This window comes from Streptomyces sp. Ru72, from assembly GCF_002920635.1.
Taxonomy (GTDB): Bacteria; Actinomycetota; Actinomycetes; order Streptomycetales; family Streptomycetaceae; genus Streptomyces.
Map to the genome: position 1 here is coordinate 34,270 of NZ_PQSR01000053.1, position 17,806 is coordinate 52,075.

The following is a 17,806-nucleotide window of genomic DNA, read 5'->3' on the forward strand; positions in this document are numbered from 1 at the left end:
GCTTGATCAGACGGCCGTCACCGTAGCCGGGCCCACTGACAACTCCCCGCCCGCACCGGCATCCGACCGCCACGACGGCCGTGCCCAGCGGCCCGCCCGGTCGAGGCGACGGATCCGGCGCTGACCCGGCACCGTCCTGACCTGGTGCGGACCGAGGCAGTATGATCTAGTATCTCCCCAGGTCAGAGGGGTGGTTTGGTATGTGCGGTCGATATGTCTCCACCCGTGGCCCCCAGGATCTCGTACGACTGTTCAGGGTCACCGACTGGGACGAGCGGGACGACCTGCCGCCGAGCTGGAACGTCGCTCCGACGGACGACGTGTGGGCGGTTCTCGAACGCGCCCCTCGCGGCTCGGGAGCCGTCCGACGGCAGTTGCGCCCGCTGCGGTGGGGCCTGGTGCCCTCCTGGGCGAAGGACCCGAAGATCGGCGCCAGGATGATCAACGCGCGGATGGAGACGGTGCACGAGAAGCCCGCCTTCCGCACGGCCTTCCTCAGACGGCGCTGTCTGCTGCCCGCCGACGGCTTCTACGAGTGGCAGCAGGTGCCGGCCGGCGACAGGCACAAGGGAAAGGCCCGCAAACAGCCGTACTTCATCACCCCTCAGGACGGCGAGGTCATGGCCCTGGCAGGGCTGTACGAGTTCTGGCGCGACCCGTCGGCGCCCGAGGACGACGACTCCGCCTGGTGGACGACCTGCACCATCCTCACCACGGAGGCCGCCGACGCCGCGGGCCGTGTCCACCCGCGGATGCCGCTTGCCGTGGCCCGCGGCCACCAGGACGCCTGGCTCGACCCCGCGCACCAGGACCCGGCCCGGCTGCGCGCCCTGCTGGACCCTCCCGCGGACGGCCGTCTGGACGCCCGCCCCGTCTCCGCGGCCGTCAACGACGTCCGGAACAACGGACCTCAGCTGCTGGAGCGAGTCGAGGCGTAGGCTCCGACGGCACGACGCCCGTCGGCACATTCGCTCGTATGCTGGTCCCCGAATCGCTCAAACGAACATTCAAGGGCGGGGAGGCCCCATGCGTGAGCCGGTCGACCTCAGGCGTCGGCGGATCCTGGCCGCGGTGCAGTCGCGCGGTGCTGCGCGGGTGCGGGACCTCGCCGCCGAGCTCCAGGTGTCCGTGGTGACGATCCGCCGGGACGTGGAGGAGCTGACCCGTGAGGGGAAGCTGCGGCGCGGTCACGGGGTGGTCCGCTCCACGCTTCCCGCCCAGGAGGTGCCGGGCACCCCTGTCGCGGACGGCGACACGGTCGCCGTGGTGGTGCCCGAGCGGCATTCGTACCTCTACGAGACCCTGCACGGCGCCCGCACCGCGCTGGAGGAGGCGGGCCTGCGCATCGCCCTGCACATCGCGCCGCAGGTGCCCGGAGCGGAGCGCCCGCAGGTGGAGCGGGCGCTGGCGGAGGGTGTACGCGGTGTTCTCCTCGCGCCGCGGTGGCGCACTCCGGCGGCGGAGGAGGCCGACCACGAGTGGCTCGCGGACCTGGGCGTGCCGACGGTGCTGATGGAACGGCGGCCCCGCAAGGGCAGCGCCCTGCACGCGATGGACTCGGTGTGCTCGGACCACTGGTACGGCGCCCATCTCGCCGTGCAGCACCTGGTGGGGCTCGGGCACCGGCGGATCGTCTTCGCGACACGGGACGACAGCCCCACCGCACGCACCCTGAGGGCCGCCCTGGGTGAGGTCGCCGAGGCGCATCCGCTCGTCGAGGAGTGGGCCTGGGCGCTCAGTTCGCCCGCGGCCGGGGAGGGCGCGCCGACGGACCTGGCCGCTCTGCTGCGCAAGGTGGGGGCCACCGCGGCCGTGCTGCACGGCGACGTCGACGCTCTGATGCTCGTCCAGCAGCTCGCCGAGAACGGGGTGCGGGTCCCCCAGGACTGCTCGGTGGTGGCCTACGACGACGTGGTGGCAGGGCTCGGCACCCCACGCCTGACCGCCGTCTCGCCGCCCAAGGGGGAGGTGGGCCGCGTCGCCGCCGAACTGCTGCTGCGCCGGCTCGGGGGCTCGGCCGGCGGGGCGCTCCCGTCCGTGCAGCGCATCGAGTTGCTGCCCACGCTGAGGGTCCGCGACTCCGCCGGTGAGCCCCCGCGCGCGGAGATGAGCGTTTGACCGTTTCATTTTCTTCTGATCGATCTCTTGACCGTTTCTTGTCCGGCCGTGAGGATTCCCGTGTCTCGAACAGGTCGTGTCCGTACGGACACCAGCAGCCACGGGAGGCGCCATGCCTGGTCGACAGAGCCGTCGATCCGTGCTCGCCGCGATGGCCGCACTACCGCTGACAGGGGCCGTGAGCGCCTGCAGCGGCTCGGCGGGCTCCCCGTCGCGCGGCACCGGCAGGACCACCCGCATCACCTTCTGGTCCGCCCTGCGCGGCAGCCAGGAGGTGGTGGACGCGTTCAATCGCACGCACGACCGCATCCAGGTCGACTTCCAGCAGATCCCCTCCGGAGGACAGGGCGGCTACGCCAAACTCAGCAACGCCGCCCGGGCCGGCAACGCACCCGACGTCGCCACCATCGAGTACCCACAAGTCCCCGGCTTCGCCATCGACGGCGTCGCCCGTGACATCACCGCGCTCGTCAGCGACACCCTGCGCGCCAAACTGCTCCCGCAAGCCCTCGGCCTGACCACCTTTCAGGGGCGGGTGTTCAGCGTCCCGCTCGACGTCGAGCCGATGGTCATGCACTACCGGGCGGACCTGTTCGAGCAGTACGGACTCCACGTGCCGCGTACCTGGGAGGAGTTCGCGGACCTGGCCCGCACCGTCAGGCGCAAGGCCCCGGGGCGGCGGCTGGTGCTGTTCCCCACCGACGGGGCCACGCAGTTCGCCGCGTACTCCTGGCAGGCGGGCGCACACTGGTTCGACACCTCCCACGGCGCCTGGAACGTCTCCCTCGCCGACGCCCCCACCCGGCGCGTCGCGGCGTACTGGCAGCGGCTGATCGACGACGCCGTCGTGTTCATGAACGCCGTCGAAAGCCGGCAGTCCGACGCGCAGATCGGCAACGGACTGGTCCTCACCCGGCTGAGCGGCGCCTGGGACGCCGGTGCCCAGATGAAGGCGCGGCCCGCGCAGAAGGGCCGGTGGCGGATCGCCCCGCTGCCCCAGTGGGACACCGGCCGGCCCCACGTCGGCACGCACGGCGGCTCCACCTTCGCCGTCACCAAGGACAGCAAGCACCCCGAGGCCGCCATGGAGTTCATCGAGTGGCAGGTCTCCCACCCGGACGCGCTGCGCGCCCGCCTCTCCAGCGGCACCAGCAGCCAGTACCCGGCGGCCTCCGCACTCGTCGCCGTGGGACGCGCCGCCTTCGACCGGTCGTACTACGGCGGCCAGGACATCTACCGACTCTTCGAGCAGGAGGCCCACAAGATCCGCGACGGCTGGGTCTGGGGACCCCGCATGACCGCCACCGGGAGGGTCATGCAGGACTCCTTCGCTCGAGTCGGCGCCGGCCAGGGCACCCTCATCGACGCCGTGCGCGCGGCTCAGGACGGCACCATGCCCGACCTGAAGGCCCTGGGCCTGTCCACCACCCAGCACAGCACCTGAGCCGCCCGAAAGGCAGGTGACGCCCCATGACCGCGACCACCCCGCACGCCCCGGCCACCACGCTCCGCACCGCCGCCCCGGCCACCGCCGGCCGCACCCGCAGGGCCGCCGGGCACCGTCGACTCGCCGCCTGCGCCGCCCTGATGGCGCCCTTCTTCGCCCTGCTCGTCACCGTCTTCCTGATCCCCGTCGGCACCGCCGTCTACCTCAGCTTCTACAGCGACGACCATCCCGGTCTCGGCTTCGGCCCCGGCCGCACGGTCTTCGTCGGGCTGCGCAGCTACGCTGCCGTCCTCACCGACCCGACCTTCCTGTCCGGGCTCGGCACGGTCGCCCTGTACTGCCTGGTCTACATCCCCGTCATGGTCGTCGGGGCGCTCGCACTCGCGCTGCTGCTGGACTCCGGCGTGGTACGCCTGCGCGCCTGGGCCCAGCTCGGGCTCTTCCTGCCGCATGCCGTGCCCGGCATCATCGCGGCCCTGATCTGGCTCTACCTCTACACGCCGGGCATCAGCCCCGTCATCGCCCTGTTCGCCAAGGCCGACATCACCATCGACTTCCTCGGCCTGCACACGGTGCTGCCCTCCATGGTGAACATCGCCCTGTGGAGCAACCTCGGCTACAACATGGTCGTCTTCTACGCCGCTCTGCAGGCCGTGCCCCGCGAGGTGATCGAGGCGTCCGTCGTCGACGGCGCAGGACCGGTGCGCACGGCCCTGCAGGTCAAGACGCCCCTGGTGCGCGCCTCCATCGTGACGGTGGCCATGTTCACCCTCATCTGGGGACTGCAGCTGTTCACCGAGCCGATGCTGCTCAGCCAGTCCTCACCGATGATCAACTCTCGCTTCTCGCCGAGCATGTACATCTACGACGCGGCCTTCACCCGCAACAACTACAGCCTGGCGGCGGCCGCCTCGGTCGTCCTGCTGCTGTGCACCGTCGCCCTGTCCTACGGCGTCACCCGCTTCACCAGCCGCTCCGCGACCGCCGAGGAGGCCCGATGAGCGCCGCCGGCACCACCCTCCCACGCCATCGGCTGCTCGGCCGGGCCACCGTCAACGCCGTGGTCGCGCTGTCCGTGCTGTACACCCTGCTGCCCGTACTGTGGCTGGTCCTCGCCGCGGGGAAGACCAGGGACGCGCTGTTCGGCAGCGACCTGCTGTCCCTGAAGGACTTCTCCTTCCTGGCGAACCTGCACGACCTGTTCGCCATGGACGAGGGCCGGTACGGCCGCTGGTACCTCAACAGCCTGCTCTACGCGGTCGTCGGCGCCGCGCTCGGCGCCCTGATCAGCGTGGCCTGCGGGTACGCCTTCGACAAGTACCGCTTCCGGCACAAGGAGAAGCTGTTCGGCCTGGTTCTCGCGGCGGTGATGGTCCCGCAGACCGTCCTCGCGCTGCCGCTGTACCTGATGGCCTCCGGCACCGGCCTGGTCAACACCTTCTGGGCGGTGTTCATCCCGGTCCTGTTCAACCCGTTCGGCGTCTACCTGGGCCGCATCTTCAGCCAGGGCTACGTGCCCGACGAGGTCCTGGAGGCCGCGCGCATGGACGGCGCCGGCGAACTGACCACGTACGTCAGGGTGGCGCTGCGCATGCTCGGTCCCGGCCTGGTGACCGTGTTCCTCTTCCAGCTCACCGCCATCTGGAACAACTTCTTCCTGCCCATGGTGATGCTGTCGAACCAGGACCTGTATCCCGTCAGCCTGGGCCTGTACACCTGGAACAGCTCGGCCTCCGTGTCACCCGAGTACTACCCCGTGGTGATCATGGGCTCGCTGCTGGCCGTCCTCCCGCTGATCCTCGCCTTCGCCCTGCTGCAGCGCTTCTGGCGCGGCGGACTGACCGCCGGCGCCGTCAAGTAGCCCTTCTCGCAGGAGTTCCCCGAACAGCCCCTCCCGTCAGGAGTTCCCGCACCGACATGACCGTCTCGACGCCAGGACCCGGCTTCCGCCCCCGTGCCGCCCTCGCCATGTCCGCGAAGGCCGCCGCCGCCGTCCTCGACCGCGAGTCGCTGGACGCGCTCGCCGCGCTCTGCGATCTCGCCCCGCCGCCCGTCCTGGACGACTTCACCACACCCCGGGCCCGGGCCGTCCTCGCCGACGTCGACCTGCTGGTCACCGGCTGGGGCTGCCCCCCGCTCGACGAGGTCACGCTCGCGGCGGCGCCCCGGCTGCGGGCGGTCGTGCACACCGCGGGCAGCGTCCGCGGCCACATCACCGACGCCTGCTGGGAGCGCGGCATCGACGTGTCCTCCGCCGCCTCCGCCAACGCCGTCCCGGTCGCCGAGTACACCCTCGCGATGATCCTCCTCACCGGCAAGCACGTCCTGGAACGCGCCCGCGCCTACCGCGCCACGCGCACCCGCGACGACTGGCTGCGCACCTCCCGCACCATCGGCAACCACCGCCGCACCATCGGCATCCTGTCCGCATCGCTCACCGGCCGCCGCGTCATCGAACTGCTCCGCCCGTACGACCTCCACGTCCTCCTGCACGACCCGTACGTCACCGACGCCGACGCCGCAGAACTCGGCGTGGAACGGGTCGAGTTGGACGAGCTGTTCACCCGCGGCGACACCGTCAGCGTGCACACCCCGCTGCTGCCCGCCACCCGCGGCCTGGTCAGCCGCGAACTGCTCGAGTCGATGCGTCCCGGCGCCGTTCTGATCAACACCGCCCGGGGCGCGGTCGTCGACCAGGACGCGCTCACGGAAGCCGCCGTGGCCGGCCGCATCCGGGCCGTCGTCGACGTCACCGAGCCCGAAGTCCTGCCGCCCGAACACCCGTTGTGGGACTGCGACAACGTTCTCATCACCCCCCACCTGGCCGGCTCCCAGGGCAACGAGTGGCGCCGCCTCGCCGACCTCGCCCTCGCGGAGACCGCGCGGTGGGCCTCCGGGGCCGGCTTCCTGCATCCCGTACGACGCGAAAGGCTGGCCTTCCAGGCATGAGCATCCCCGGCACCGCCTTCGAACTCCCCCCTGAGAACCACGAGTCGAGCCCGTACACGGGATACACGCGGGCCCACTGGGAGGCCGTCGCCGACGGGCTGCTCGCGTCCGCGTGGCGCTGGAGCACTCCGGGCTGCGCCCTGCTCGACCTGCCCGGGCGTCCCTCACGCTCGGGAGTGCGCTCCGACGGACTGGAGGGCTACGCCCGCACGTTCCTCGCCGCCGCCTTCCGGGTGGCGGGCGCCGCCGGGGACGACCCGCACGGCTGGCTGGAGCGGTACGCGCGCGGCCTCGCCGCCGGTACCCGCACCCCCGGCCGCGACGACGCCGAGTCCTGGCCGCTGATCCTCGACCACGACGTGCAGGGCCAGCCGATGGTGGAGTCCGCGTCGGTCGCGCTCGGACTGCGGCTGACCGCGCCCTGGCTGTGGAAGAACCTCGACACGGACGTCCAGGACCGGGCGGAGGCATGGCTGCGCGGGTCGCTGCGCCACACGCCGGCGCCCAACAACTGGTACCTCTTCCCGTACACCGTCGCCGGGTTCCTGGAGTCGGTCGGCCGCGGCGACGCGGAGACGGCCGCGGCACGGCAGCGGGCGCTGGACCTGCTGGAGGAGTGGTACCGGGGCGACGGCTGGTACGCGGACGGTGACGGCCGGGCTTTCGACCACTACAACGGCTGGGCCCTGCACCTGTACCCGGTGCTCGACGCCCACCTCGCCGGGGACGAGGAGTCGTCCGCCCGCTACGGGGCGCGGCTGCGGGAACACCTGGACGGCTTCTCGCTGATGTTCGGCGCGGACGGCGCGCCTGTGCACTTCGGCCGCTCGCTCGCGTACCGCTTCGCCGCGTCGGCCGCCGTCGGCCTGGGTGCCCTCACCGGGCACACCCCGCTGACCCCGGGCACCTCCCGGCGCCTGGCGAGCGGCAGCCTGCGCTACTTCCTGGAGCACGGCGCACTGGACGACGACGGACTGCTGAGCCTCGGCTGGCACGGCCCGCACGAGGCGACCCTGCAGACCTACTCGGGTCCCGCGTCCCCGTACTGGGCGTCGAAGGCGTTCGTGTCCCTGCTGGCACCTGCGGACCATCCCCTGTGGACGGCCCGGGAGGAGCCCGCGCCGGCCGAGGAGGCCGACCGGGTGCTCGCCCTGCCGGCGCCGGGGCTGCTGGTGCAGGCCACCCGGGCCGACGGGATCGTGCGGCTGCACAACCACGGCAGCGACCATGTGCGGCCCCACGAGGGCGAGTTCGCCGCCGAGGAGGATCCGCACTACGGGCGCCAGGCGTACTCCACCCGCACCGGGCCCACGGCCCTCGGGAACATCCCGGACAACCACCTGTCCGTCGAGGTCGAAGGGCGGGGAACCGTACGGCGGCGCGTCCACCCCCTGGGGGCGGGCCACGGCGACGGCTGGGGCTGGGCCGCCTCGTGGCACCGGCCCGTGTTCGTCTCCGGGCCGCCGATGGTGCCCGGTCTGCGGGTGGAGAGCGTCACGCTGGTCCGCGGACGGTACGAACTGCGCGTCCACCGCGTGATCGGCGCCCCGGACGGCGCCCGGGTCGGCCACACCGGCTGGGCCACCGGCCCGGACGAGCCCCTTGTGTCGGCGCTCCACGGGCTCCGCGGCTGGGACGAGGGCCCCGAGGCGGTCCCCGCGCCCGGCGGCACCGCCTACGCGCGCTGGGCCCGGGTCCCCCGGCTCACCGGCCGGGCCGGCGGCACGACCGTGCATGTGTGCCTGGCGAGTCTCACCGCGGAACCCGGCCCGGCGCCCCTGGCGGAGGCGGTCGCCGACGTGAGGGTCGACGACGACGGCGTCGAGGTGAGGTGGGCCCACGACGCGGCGCGGTTCCGGGTCGGGTTCCGGCCTTTCGGTGTCTCGCTCCTTCAGTGAGTGATGGTGGCGGGTCGTCAGGCGATGTGGTAGCTGTCGCCGTACACCTTCCAGTCCAGCGGCGGGTCGAGGTCCAGGTTGCCCTCGCGCAGGAACACCCGCTGCTCGGTGTCGACCCGGCTGGTGTCGCTGTGGGCCGCCTCCTGCTTCATGGCCCACACCCGTGCGTCGAGGAAGGCGTTCAGGTAGGCGACCTCGCCGCCGCCCTGCGCCGGCGGCTTCGCCGTGCGCAGGGCCCGCTTGCGGATGTTGCGGAAGCTCGTCGGGTCGTCCCCGTCGCCGTGCATCACGATGGCGTCGTAGTAGGTGAACTGCCCCAGGGCGCCCAGCCCGTCCGCCTTGCCCCGCTGGACGGCCGGGTTGAAGTACACCCGGTCGCGTTCGTCGTTCTGGGCCTGCTGGAACACCGTGTCCTGCGCCGCCTTGCGCCAGTCCTCGGGGAAGTTCGGGTCCAGTCCGTCGTGGGAGTCGCTGCCGTTCACCCGGCGCAGTGCCGGCAGGTACCTGGCGAGGACGTTGCCGGGCTTGCGGTCGGTGTAGAGCTGGACGAGGTCCAGCATGTCGCCGGTGCCGGAGCAGAATCCGATGATGCCGGCGGTGTAGCCGCGGCCGTCGCCGATGTCCTCGATGTACGTGTACTGGGCCTTCCAGTCGAGGGAGGAGTTCTCCGCGCTCGAGACCAGCTCCATGGCGATCTCCTTCTTCGCGGGGTCGTCGAGCCCGGCCGCCTTCGCCGCCTCGGCGGCCGCCGAGGCGCTCGGGGCGTCGAGAAGCGGGAGGGCCGCCAGCGAGGCGCCCAGGAAAGCGAGGACCGCGCGACGCGAGATGCCGGCGGGGTCTGCCGCGTCATGGTTCCGATGCACCACAGGGACTCCAAGTGATGGTGGGGGGTGGGTACTTGGGCCGTGCACTGTTAGGAAGGTTTCCTATCAGAGTGAAGCGCGTGCGGTCACCCGTGCGGCGGGCAAGTTCCTGGTAAAGAGGGGGAGAGGGGCGGGACGTCGCCTCAGGGCAGCGGCTGTTCCGCCCAGATGACCTTGCCCCGCGGCGTGTAGCGGGTCCCCCAGCGCTCCGTGAGCTGGGCGACGAGGAACAGGCCGCGCCCGCCCTCGTCCGTCATGGCCGCGTACCGCAGATGGGGTGAGGTGGTGCTGCCGTCGAAGACCTCGCAGATCAGGCTGCGGTCGTAGAGCATGCGGACGCGCACGGGTGCGCTGCCGTACCGGATCGCGTTGGTGACCAGCTCGCTGAGGACGAGCTCCGTGGTGAACGTCAGCTCCTCCAGACCCCACCGCGCCAGCTGTCGGGTCACCGACGCGCGCACCTCACCGACGGCCGCCGGGTCCGTCGGCACCGGCCACTCGGCCATCCGCTCGGCCGCGAGGGCCCTGGTGCGCGCGACGATCAGGGCGATGTCGTCGCTCGGCCGGTCCGGCAGCTCCGACTCCAGGACGGCCAGGCAGGTTTCCTCAGGGGACGGCCCGGCTCCGGCCAGCGCGGCACGCAGCAGCTCAAGACCGTCGTCGATGTCCCGGTCCCGGTCCTCGACCAGTCCGTCGGTGTACAGCACCAGCCGGCTGCCCTCCGCCAGCTCCAGGTCGGCCGTCTCGAACGGAAGCCCCCCGAGGCCGAGCGGAGGACCGGCAGGAACGTCGGGGAACTCCACACTCCCGTCGGGCCGGATCACGGCCGGCGGCGGATGGCCGGCCCGCGCGACCGTGCAGCGCCGGGAGACCGGGTCGTAGATCGCGTACAGACAGGTCGCGCCCGTGATCGGGGCGCTGCCCGGATCGGCCGCCTCGTCCTGGTCGATGCGGCCGACGAGCTCGTCGAGCAGCGCGAGGAGTTCGTCGGGCGACGGGTCGAGCGCGGAGAAGTTGTGCACCGCGGTGCGCAGCCGCCCCATCGTGGCCGCGGCGTGCAGCCCGTGGCCCACGACGTCGCCCACCACCAGCGCCACCCGGGCACCGGACAACGGCAGTACGTCGAACCAGTCACCGCCCACTCCGGCCTGCGCCGGAAGGTACCGGTAGGCGATGTCCAGGGCTCCCTGCTCGGGCAGCGTCCGCGGCAGCAGACTGCGTTGCAGCGTCACCGCCATGCTGTGCTCGCGGGTGAAGCGGCGAGCGTTGTCGATGGAGACCGCGGCGCGGGCGACCAGCTCCTCGGCGAGGGCCAGGTCCTCCGCGTCGAAGGGCTCCGGCTTCTCGCAGCGCCAGAAGTTGACCAGGCCCAGGACCAGGGACCCGGCCCGCACCGGCACCGTGATCAGCGAGTGGATCCCGTACTCCACCACCTGAGCCGCCCGCTCCGCGTCCTGTGCCAGCCAGCCCGGAGCCTCGCCGAGACGGGGTTCGAGCACGGCCCGTGCGCTGCGCAGCCCCTCGGCCTGCGGAGAGGACTCCACCCACTGGATCCGCTCGCCCACCGAGTACAGGGGAGTGTCCTTGCGGACACCGCTGAACGCCGCACGACGCAGCTCGTTCCCCGCCTCGGGCTCCTCGCCGTCCAGCACCGCGTCGAACAGGTCCACACTGGCGAAGTCCGCGAACCGGGGGACGGCCAGCTCGGTCAGCTCCTCGGCGGTACGCGTCACATCCAGACTCGTGCCGATGCCGAGACCGGCGTCGTAGAGCAGGCTGAGGCGTTCCCGCGCCACCTCGGCCCGGCCGGACAGGGCGCGCAGCTCCGTCGAGTCGCGGAGCGTGGCCACACTGCCGGGCGGGCCGCCGTCCACGTCGGTGGACCGCTGGTTGATGGCCAGCAGCCGGTCCCCGACCAGGTGCACCTCGTCGGTGGCGACCCGTCCGGACGCCAGCAGGGCGGCGATCTCCGTGGGGAGGCCGAGCTCGGACACGTGCCGCCGCTCGGCGTCCTTGGGCAGGCCGAGCAGGCGGTGCGCCTCGTCGTTGGCGAGCAGCAGGTCGCCGTCCTCGCCGAGGATCAGCACGCCTTCCCGTACCGAGTGCAGCACCGCGTCGTGGTGCTCGTACATCCGGGTCATCTCCCGCGGCCCCAGGCCGTGGGTCTGGCGCAGCAGCCGCCTGCTGACGAGTGCGGTGCCCGCTGTGGCCAGGGCGAGGCCCACGGCAGCGGCGGCCAGGACGAGCGGCATCTGCCGGTTCGCCGCGCCGCCCACGTGTTCCGTCGTGACACCGGCCGCCACCAGGCCCACGACCTTGCCGTCGGGCGCCCTGACGGGCACCACAGCCTGCACCAGCCGCCCGATGGTCCCGTTGATCTCCTCGATCTCGGTGCGCCCGGCCAGCGCCGGCTGGATGTTCCCGACGAACTTCTTGCCGATACGGTCCGGTTTCGGGTGGGTGTAGCGGATCCCGTCGGTGTTCATGACGACGATGAAGTCGACGTTCGTGGCCTTGCGGGCGGCCTCGGCCCGCGGCTGCAGCACGGCCGTGGGGTCCGGGCTGCCCAGCGCCTGGACGGTGCCGGGCGCGTTGGCGAACGCCTCGGCCACGGCGAGGGAGCGGTTGCGCGCCTCCTGTGTGGTGTCGTGCCGCACCTGCAGCAGCAGCGCCGCCACGGCCGCGACGACCAGCAGCAGCACGATGACGACCTGCAGGACGAAGACCTGCCCGGCGACGCTGCGCCCGCTCAGCGCCGCGCGCAGTCCCGACCGGGAACGGCCCGCCTCCTGCTCGCGGCGGGCGAGCGAACTGCGCGCCGCCGGCCCCGGTCCCTGCTCGGACGCCCCTGGAGCGCGGTCGTGCGCTGGTGCGCGCACACCGCTGGGACGACGGGGCGAACGGGTACCGGGGCGACCCGGAAGCCGGACCATGTGCCATGTCTACACTGCCGCGCCCCGGGAGGCGAGAGGCGTCACACACGGTGGCGGTTCCGGTGCGGTTCCCGTGGCCTGCCCGCCGCCGAGTGGTGGCCCCGGTACCCGCCTTTCGGGTGAACCTGCCGCCTGTCTGCGGGGGCGGCCGACGGGTGTGGCAGACGATCGCAGACGGCCGGGCACATCTGTCCGTACCGTCGTCCGCCGGGAGTACGCCGTGCACATTCTGCTCGTGGCCAGCGCGTTCAACAGCCTCACCCAGCGCGTCCATGCCGAACTGCGCGATCGCGGGCACACCGTCGCGGTGGAACTCGCCCTGCCCGACGGTTCGCTGACCGAGGCGGTACGGCGGCACGCCCCCCAACTGGTCCTGGCACCCCTTCTGAAGACGGCAGTTCCCCGCGAGGTGTGGTCGGCGTACCCGTGTTTCATCGTCCATCCGGGCCCCGTCGGCGACCGGGGGCCGTCCTCCCTCGACTGGGCCGTCCAGGAGGGCGCCGAGCGCTGGGGCGTGACGGTTCTCCAGGCGGAGGAGGAGATGGACGCCGGTGACGTGTGGGCCTCCGTCGCCTGCCCCCTCCCGCCGCTGTCCAAGAGCGACCTGTACCGGGGCGAGATCGCCGACGCGGCCCTCACCGCCGTCCTCCTCGCCGTCGAGCGCTTCGCCTCCGGGACCCACACGCCCGTGCGGCAGGACACGGCGCGGCCCCGTCCGTATCTCGACCAGAGCGTGCGGCACATCGACTGGGACACCGACACGACCGACACCGTCCTGCGCAAACTGCGCGCCGCCGACTCGCAGCCCGGCGTGTTGGACCTGCTGCTCGGCGAGGAGTGGTACCTGCACGGCGGCCACCCCGACAACGGCCTGCGCGGTGCCCCCGGGGAACTGCTCGCCACCCGGGCCGGGGCGATCTGCCGGGCGACACGCGACGGCGCCGTGTGGATCCCCGAGCTGCGGCGGCGGCGCCGCCCCGGGCAGCCGCGCTCGGTCAAGCTCCCCGCCGTGCAGGCCCTCGGCGACCGGCTGCCGGAGCTGCCCGAGCTGCCCGTGCCCCCGGGCGCGCGGTGGCCCACCTGGACGGACATCCGCTACCGCGAGGAGGGCGGCGTCGGCCTGCTCTCGTTCTCCTTCCCGGGCGGCGCGATGAGCACAACGCAGTGCCGGCGGCTGCTGGACGCCTACCGCCAGGCCTGCGCGCGCCCCACCTCGGTGCTGGTGCTCGGCGGGCAGCGTGACTTCTTCTCCAACGGGATCCACCTGGGCGCCATCGAGGCGGCCGAGGACCCGGCGGCCGAGTCCTGGGCGAACATCAACGCCATCGACGACCTGGTGGAGGCGGTCCTGACGACCACGGACCGGCTGGTGGTCGCCGCACTCGCGGGCAACGCGGCGGCGGGCGGCGTGATGCTGGCCCTGGCCGCCGACGAGGTGTGGTGCCGCTCCGGCTGCGTACTGAACCCGCACTACCGGCTGATGGGCCTCACCGGCTCGGAGTACTGGACGTACACGTTGCCCCGCCGGGTGGGTGCCGCCGCGGCCGACCGCATCATGCGCGAGGCGCTGCCGATGAGCGCCGCCGGCGCCCTCGGCCTCGGGCTCGTCGACCGGGTGATCGAGTGCTCGCCGCAGGACTTCTCCGACGAGACCGGCCGGCTGGCTGCGCGGCTGGCGTCGCTGCCGGGGACACGGGCACGGATCGCGGCGAAGAAGGAGGCGCTGGAGCGTCAGGAGAGCACCGAGCCCCTGTCCGCCTTCCGGGAACGGGAGCTGGCCGCGATGCATCGCGTGTTCCACGACCCGGACGCCCCTTACCACGCATTGAGACGCGCCTTCGTCCGCAAGGAGAACCCGTCGTGCACGCCCCCGCACCTGGCCCAGGCCACCGGGCCCCGCACCACGGTTGAAACCGTCCGGTCCGGCACTCCCGCCGACGAGCACACTCCCTGGGCGGCACCACCGGAAGGAGCGTCATGAGCGTGACCGCTTTCGCCCCGCAGACCGAGGCCCGCTTCGCCCTCGCCCGGAAGGTGGCGGACGCCGTCCTCTTCGAGGGCTGCCCGCTCCACCCGTACCGGACCTCCGCCCCCGGCACCCGCCTGCGAAGGCAGTGCGGGGTGCTCGTACCGCCCGCCTGGGGCGCGGGCAGCGAGGAGTACGACTTCCAGCACACCGAATGCCTGATGGAGCCGGGGCCCGGCGCCACCCTCGCGGTGGAGCTGCGTTTTCTGCGCGCCCGGCGGCGTACGGTGCAACGGGCATGCGGTGGTGGCGACTTCGAGACGGTGTCCGAACTCCGGCTGGGTGAAAGGCCCTTGATGTCCTGCGACGAGGGCACCGAGGAGCGGGTCGTGGCGGTCGTCGCCGTGGACGAGCTCACCGAAGGGGACGGGGTCGTCGTCGCCTTCGGCCGTCGCGCGGGGGAGGAGTACGAGCAGATCCTCGACGAGGACGGCCGGGTCGCCGGCCGTACGGTTCGCCGGGGCGAGGAGATCCGCGGTCTGCTGCGGCTGTCGGCACACCGGCTCGAGGGGCCCTGCCCGGTCCTGCGACTGACCGCCGTGGTCGAGAACACCAGCGTCTGGGCGCCCGAGGCCGGGGAGAGCGCCGACCGGGGCGCGGCGCTGCCGCACTCCCTGATCTCCACCCATCTGCTGATGGGGCTGAGCGCCGGGTCCTTCCTGTCGATGAGCGATCCCCCCGAGTGGGCCCGGGCCGCGATCGCTTCCTGCCGCAATCTGCACACCTGGCCCGTCCTGTCCGGTGAACCCGGCCGTGCCGACGTGATGCTGTCCTCACCGGTCATCCTGGAGGACCACCCGAGGATCGACGCGCAGGGCGTGCCGCCCGCGGACACGTCGTGGCGGGACCCGGCGAGGGAGCCCGGCGGCGAGCCGGAGGCCGGGCGGGTCGTGGTGAACGGGCGGCCGGTGGGTCCCGGCAGCCGGGTGCGGCTCAACCCGGGGCTGCGGCGCACCGACGCCCAGGACGTGTTCCTGAGGGGCCGCCCCGCCACCGTCGAGGCCGTGCGGCACGACGTGGACGGCTCGGTCCACCTGGCGGTGACCGTGGACGACGACCCGGGAGCCGACGTCCGCCGCGAGCGGGGAACCTTCCACTACTTCCGCCCCGACGAGGTCGCCCCGCTCGAGGACCACGTATGAGCGGCACCGTCCTCGTCGCCGGCATCGGGAACGTCTTCCTCGGTGACGACGGCTTCGGCGTGGAGACCGTCCGCGCGCTCACCTCGCGTGAACTGCCCGCGCACGTCGAGGTGGTGGACATCGGGGTGCGCGGAGTGCACCTCGCCTACCAGCTCCTCGACGGCTACGACACCCTGATCCTGGTGGACGCCACCGCGCGCGGCGAGGCCCCCGGCACCCTGTACGTCATCGAGCACGACGACCCGGGCGCCGACGATCGCGAAGTGGCCACGATCGACGGCCACCGGATGACCCCCGACGCCGTACTCGCCCTGCTGAGCACCCTGTGCGCCGGAACCGGAGCCGAACCGCCGCGCCGCACGCTGGTCGTCGGCTGCGAACCGGCCGCCGTGGAGGAGCGCGTCGGACTCAGCCCACCCGTCTCCGCCGCGGTCCCCGAGGCCGTACGGCTGATCGAGCAGATGGTGTGCGGCGAACGGCGTACGCCGCCGGACGGCGACGGCGTGCCGGTCCACGGGCCCGGGGTGCCTCACCTCTAATGGTTCGCGGCGGGCCGCGCACGCGGTCCCCGTCCCCACGGGGCGGGGACCCGGCCTTCGCCGGGACGGAGACCCATGCACGAGATGTCCATCGCGCTGGCGGTGATCGGCCAGGTGGAAGAGGCGGCCGAGCGGGCCGGTGACGTCACGGCGGTGCGTTCGGTACGGCTCCAGGTGGGCGAACTCGCCGGTGTCGTGCCCGACGCCCTGTCCTTCTGCTTCGAACTGGCCTGCGCCGGAAGCCTGCTGGAGGGCGCCGAACTCGTCACCGACGAGGTCCCCGGGCGGGCCCGCTGCGAGCCGTGCGCGCACGAATGGGCCGTAGGCATGCCGCCCCTGCTGAGCTGCCCGCGGTGCGACGGCGCAGCCATCGAACTGCTGTCGGGCCGCGAACTGCAGATCGTCAGCGTGCACTGGGAGGACGCCCGGACGCACGCACCCACCCGCGAAACCGTCCCCGAGGAGCGCTGAACCATGTGCCGAGTGGTCGACCTGCAGCAGGCCGTACTCGCCAAGAACGACGAGGCCGCGCACACGCTGCGCGCGGAACTCGCGGCCCGCGGCACCACCGTCGTCAATCTGCTGTCCAGCCCGGGCAGCGGCAAGACCGCCCTCCTGGAACGCGAACTCGTGCTGGCCCGGGAGCGGTCCGTGCCGGTCGCGGCGCTCACCGCGGACCTCGCCACCGAGAACGACGCCACACGGCTGGCGCGTTCGGGCGTGCCGGTCAAGCAGGTCCTCACCGACGGGCTGTGCCATCTCGAGGCCGACATGCTCGCCCGCCACCTCGAGGGATGGCTTCCGGAGGGGACCCGGCTGCTGTTCGTGGAGAACGTCGGCAACCTCGTCTGCCCGGCCTCCTACGACCTGGGGGAGACCCTGCGCGTCGTCCTCGCCTCCGTCACCGAGGGCGAGGACAAGCCGCTGAAGTACCCCACCGCCTTCGGCCTCGCCCACCTGGTGGTGGTCACCAAGACCGACATCGCCGAGGCCGTCGCCTTCGACCTGGCGGCGTTCCGCGCGAACGTCGAACAGGTCAACCCCGGTGTGGAGGTGCTGCTCACCTCCGCGCGCCGGGACCTGGGGCCCGGCGCCCTGCTCGACCGGGCGCTGGCCGCCGCGGACGGCGCCCCTCTGCACACCCCCGTCATGGCCAGGCCGGCCCACGGCCACACCCATGACCACGCGGACCGCGCCGGCGCCCTGGCGCAGTCCCGCTCGTGAGCGCCACAGCCCCGACGCCCGTCGCCGTCCAGGCGCCGTTGCGCCGCAGGGTCACCGTACGGGGCGTGGTGCAGGGCGTGGGCTTCCGGCCGTACGTCCACGCCCTCGCCACCTCCCTCGGCCTGTCGGGGCATGTGACGAACACCCCGGTGGGTGTCGTCGTGGAGGTCGAGGGGACGCCCGCCGCCGTCGGCCGGTTCTGCGACCGCATCGCCGAGGACGCCCCACCGCTGGCCCGCGTCGAGCACGTCGACCAGCAGGACGTGCCCGCCGCCGGCGACACCGCGTTCACCATCCTCGCCTCCCGCACGGACGGCCCCGCGGGCACCCTGATCCCGCCCGACACCGCCACCTGCGCCGCGTGCCTGCGAGAGCTCGCGGACCCCGCCGACCGGCGCCACCGCCACCCCTTCATCACCTGCACGCACTGCGGTCCCCGGTTCACGATCGTCACCGGCCTGCCCTACGACCGGGCGGCGACCACCATGGCCGGCTTCCCGATGTGTCCCGACTGCGCCCGTGAGTACGCCGATCCCGCCGACCGCCGCTTCCACGCGCAGCCGGTCGCCTGCCCCGCCTGCGGACCCCGCCTGCGGCTGCTCGTCCGCCCCCGGTACGGCGACGGCCCGCCGCGACCGGCCATGGACAGCGACCCGGTCGCCGGGGC

The 17,806-nt window shown here is 72.8% G+C and carries 15 protein-coding genes; 13 read left to right on the forward strand and 2 right to left on the reverse strand.

Annotated features, from left to right (window positions below):
- Positions 1-200 precede the first annotated feature (200 nt).
- From C3488_RS23305 to C3488_RS23335, 7 genes are all read left to right on the forward strand, one after another.
- Positions 201-938 carry an SOS response-associated peptidase gene (locus tag C3488_RS23305; RefSeq protein ID WP_103842388.1) on the forward strand — a complete coding sequence of 246 codons (738 nt, stop codon included), beginning with the start codon at positions 201-203 and terminating at the stop codon, positions 936-938.
- Positions 939-1,026: 88 nt separating this feature from the next.
- The gene (locus tag C3488_RS23310; protein WP_103842390.1) at positions 1,027-2,118 is read left to right on the forward strand and encodes a substrate-binding domain-containing protein; all 1,092 of its coding nucleotides are present in this window, start codon (positions 1,027-1,029) and stop codon (positions 2,116-2,118) included.
- A gap of 112 nt (positions 2,119-2,230) precedes the next feature.
- Positions 2,231-3,562: an ABC transporter substrate-binding protein gene (locus C3488_RS23315; RefSeq protein WP_103842392.1), complete on the forward strand. Its 1,332-nt coding sequence runs from the start codon at positions 2,231-2,233 to the stop codon at positions 3,560-3,562.
- 26 nt (positions 3,563-3,588) lie between these two features.
- A complete protein-coding gene (locus C3488_RS23320) occupies positions 3,589-4,566 on the forward strand; it encodes a carbohydrate ABC transporter permease (protein WP_103842394.1) in 978 nt (325 codons plus the stop codon).
- Entirely contained in the window at positions 4,563-5,426 is an 864-nt protein-coding gene (locus C3488_RS23325; protein WP_103842396.1) for a carbohydrate ABC transporter permease, read from the forward strand. The genes C3488_RS23320 and C3488_RS23325 overlap by 4 nt, the downstream gene beginning before the upstream one ends.
- 56 nt (positions 5,427-5,482) lie before the next feature.
- A complete protein-coding gene (locus C3488_RS23330; RefSeq protein WP_103842398.1) occupies positions 5,483-6,514 on the forward strand; it encodes a hydroxyacid dehydrogenase in 1,032 nt (343 codons plus the stop codon).
- Positions 6,511-8,412, forward strand: coding sequence for a DUF2264 domain-containing protein (locus C3488_RS23335; RefSeq protein WP_103842400.1), 1,902 nt, complete (start codon positions 6,511-6,513; stop codon positions 8,410-8,412). The genes C3488_RS23330 and C3488_RS23335 overlap by 4 nt, the downstream gene beginning before the upstream one ends.
- Positions 8,413-8,429: 17 nt before the next feature.
- Here the strand turns inward: C3488_RS23335 and C3488_RS23340 are convergent, their stop codons facing one another.
- On the reverse strand, positions 8,430-9,278 hold the full coding sequence (locus C3488_RS23340) for a chitosanase (protein ID WP_103842402.1): 849 nt from the start codon (positions 9,276-9,278) through the stop codon (positions 8,430-8,432).
- Between the two features lie 140 nt (positions 9,279-9,418).
- A complete protein-coding gene (locus tag C3488_RS23345; protein ID WP_103842405.1) occupies positions 9,419-12,208 on the reverse strand; it encodes a SpoIIE family protein phosphatase/ATP-binding protein in 2,790 nt (929 codons plus the stop codon).
- Positions 12,209-12,428: 220 nt separating this feature from the next.
- On the opposite strand from C3488_RS23345, the gene C3488_RS23350 reads away from it, so the two are divergent.
- The 6 genes from C3488_RS23350 to C3488_RS23375 all read left to right on the forward strand — a co-directional run.
- The gene (locus C3488_RS23350; protein WP_103842407.1) at positions 12,429-14,189 is read left to right on the forward strand and encodes an enoyl-CoA hydratase-related protein; all 1,761 of its coding nucleotides are present in this window, start codon (positions 12,429-12,431) and stop codon (positions 14,187-14,189) included.
- A complete protein-coding gene (locus C3488_RS23355; protein ID WP_103842409.1) occupies positions 14,186-15,376 on the forward strand; it encodes a hypothetical protein in 1,191 nt (396 codons plus the stop codon). The genes C3488_RS23350 and C3488_RS23355 overlap by 4 nt, the downstream gene beginning before the upstream one ends.
- Positions 15,373-15,915 carry a hydrogenase maturation protease gene (locus C3488_RS23360; protein ID WP_103842411.1) on the forward strand — a complete coding sequence of 181 codons (543 nt, stop codon included), beginning with the start codon at positions 15,373-15,375 and terminating at the stop codon, positions 15,913-15,915. The genes C3488_RS23355 and C3488_RS23360 overlap by 4 nt, the downstream gene beginning before the upstream one ends.
- 75 nt (positions 15,916-15,990) lie before the next feature.
- Positions 15,991-16,386: a hydrogenase maturation nickel metallochaperone HypA gene (hypA, locus tag C3488_RS23365; RefSeq protein ID WP_103842413.1), complete on the forward strand. Its 396-nt coding sequence runs from the start codon at positions 15,991-15,993 to the stop codon at positions 16,384-16,386.
- Between the two features lie 3 nt (positions 16,387-16,389).
- Positions 16,390-17,139, forward strand: coding sequence for a hydrogenase nickel incorporation protein HypB (gene hypB / locus C3488_RS23370; protein ID WP_103842415.1), 750 nt, complete (start codon positions 16,390-16,392; stop codon positions 17,137-17,139).
- Positions 17,136-17,806, forward strand: a 671-nt coding sequence (locus tag C3488_RS23375) for an acylphosphatase (protein WP_181139160.1), incomplete at its 3' end; no start/stop codon positions are given. The genes hypB and C3488_RS23375, both read left to right, overlap by 4 nt.

Coding starts and splice junctions, on each gene's coding strand:
- C3488_RS23310 (WP_103842390.1), top strand. CDS start 1,027: ATGCGTGAGCCGGTCGACCTCAGGCGTCGGCGGATCCTGGCCGCGGTG.
- hypB (WP_103842415.1), top strand. CDS start 16,390: ATGTGCCGAGTGGTCGACCTGCAGCAGGCCGTACTCGCCAAGAACGAC.
- hypA (WP_103842413.1), top strand. CDS start 15,991: ATGCACGAGATGTCCATCGCGCTGGCGGTGATCGGCCAGGTGGAAGAG.
- C3488_RS23355 (WP_103842409.1), top strand. CDS start 14,186: ATGAGCGTGACCGCTTTCGCCCCGCAGACCGAGGCCCGCTTCGCCCTC.
- C3488_RS23320 (WP_103842394.1), top strand. CDS start 3,589: ATGACCGCGACCACCCCGCACGCCCCGGCCACCACGCTCCGCACCGCC.
- C3488_RS23325 (WP_103842396.1), top strand. CDS start 4,563: ATGAGCGCCGCCGGCACCACCCTCCCACGCCATCGGCTGCTCGGCCGG.
- C3488_RS23305 (WP_103842388.1), top strand. CDS start 201: ATGTGCGGTCGATATGTCTCCACCCGTGGCCCCCAGGATCTCGTACGA.
- C3488_RS23360 (WP_103842411.1), top strand. CDS start 15,373: ATGAGCGGCACCGTCCTCGTCGCCGGCATCGGGAACGTCTTCCTCGGT.
- C3488_RS23315 (WP_103842392.1), top strand. CDS start 2,231: ATGCCTGGTCGACAGAGCCGTCGATCCGTGCTCGCCGCGATGGCCGCA.
- C3488_RS23335 (WP_103842400.1), top strand. CDS start 6,511: ATGAGCATCCCCGGCACCGCCTTCGAACTCCCCCCTGAGAACCACGAG.
- C3488_RS23330 (WP_103842398.1), top strand. CDS start 5,483: ATGACCGTCTCGACGCCAGGACCCGGCTTCCGCCCCCGTGCCGCCCTC.
- C3488_RS23345 (WP_103842405.1), bottom strand. CDS start 12,208: ATGGTCCGGCTTCCGGGTCGCCCCGGTACCCGTTCGCCCCGTCGTCCC.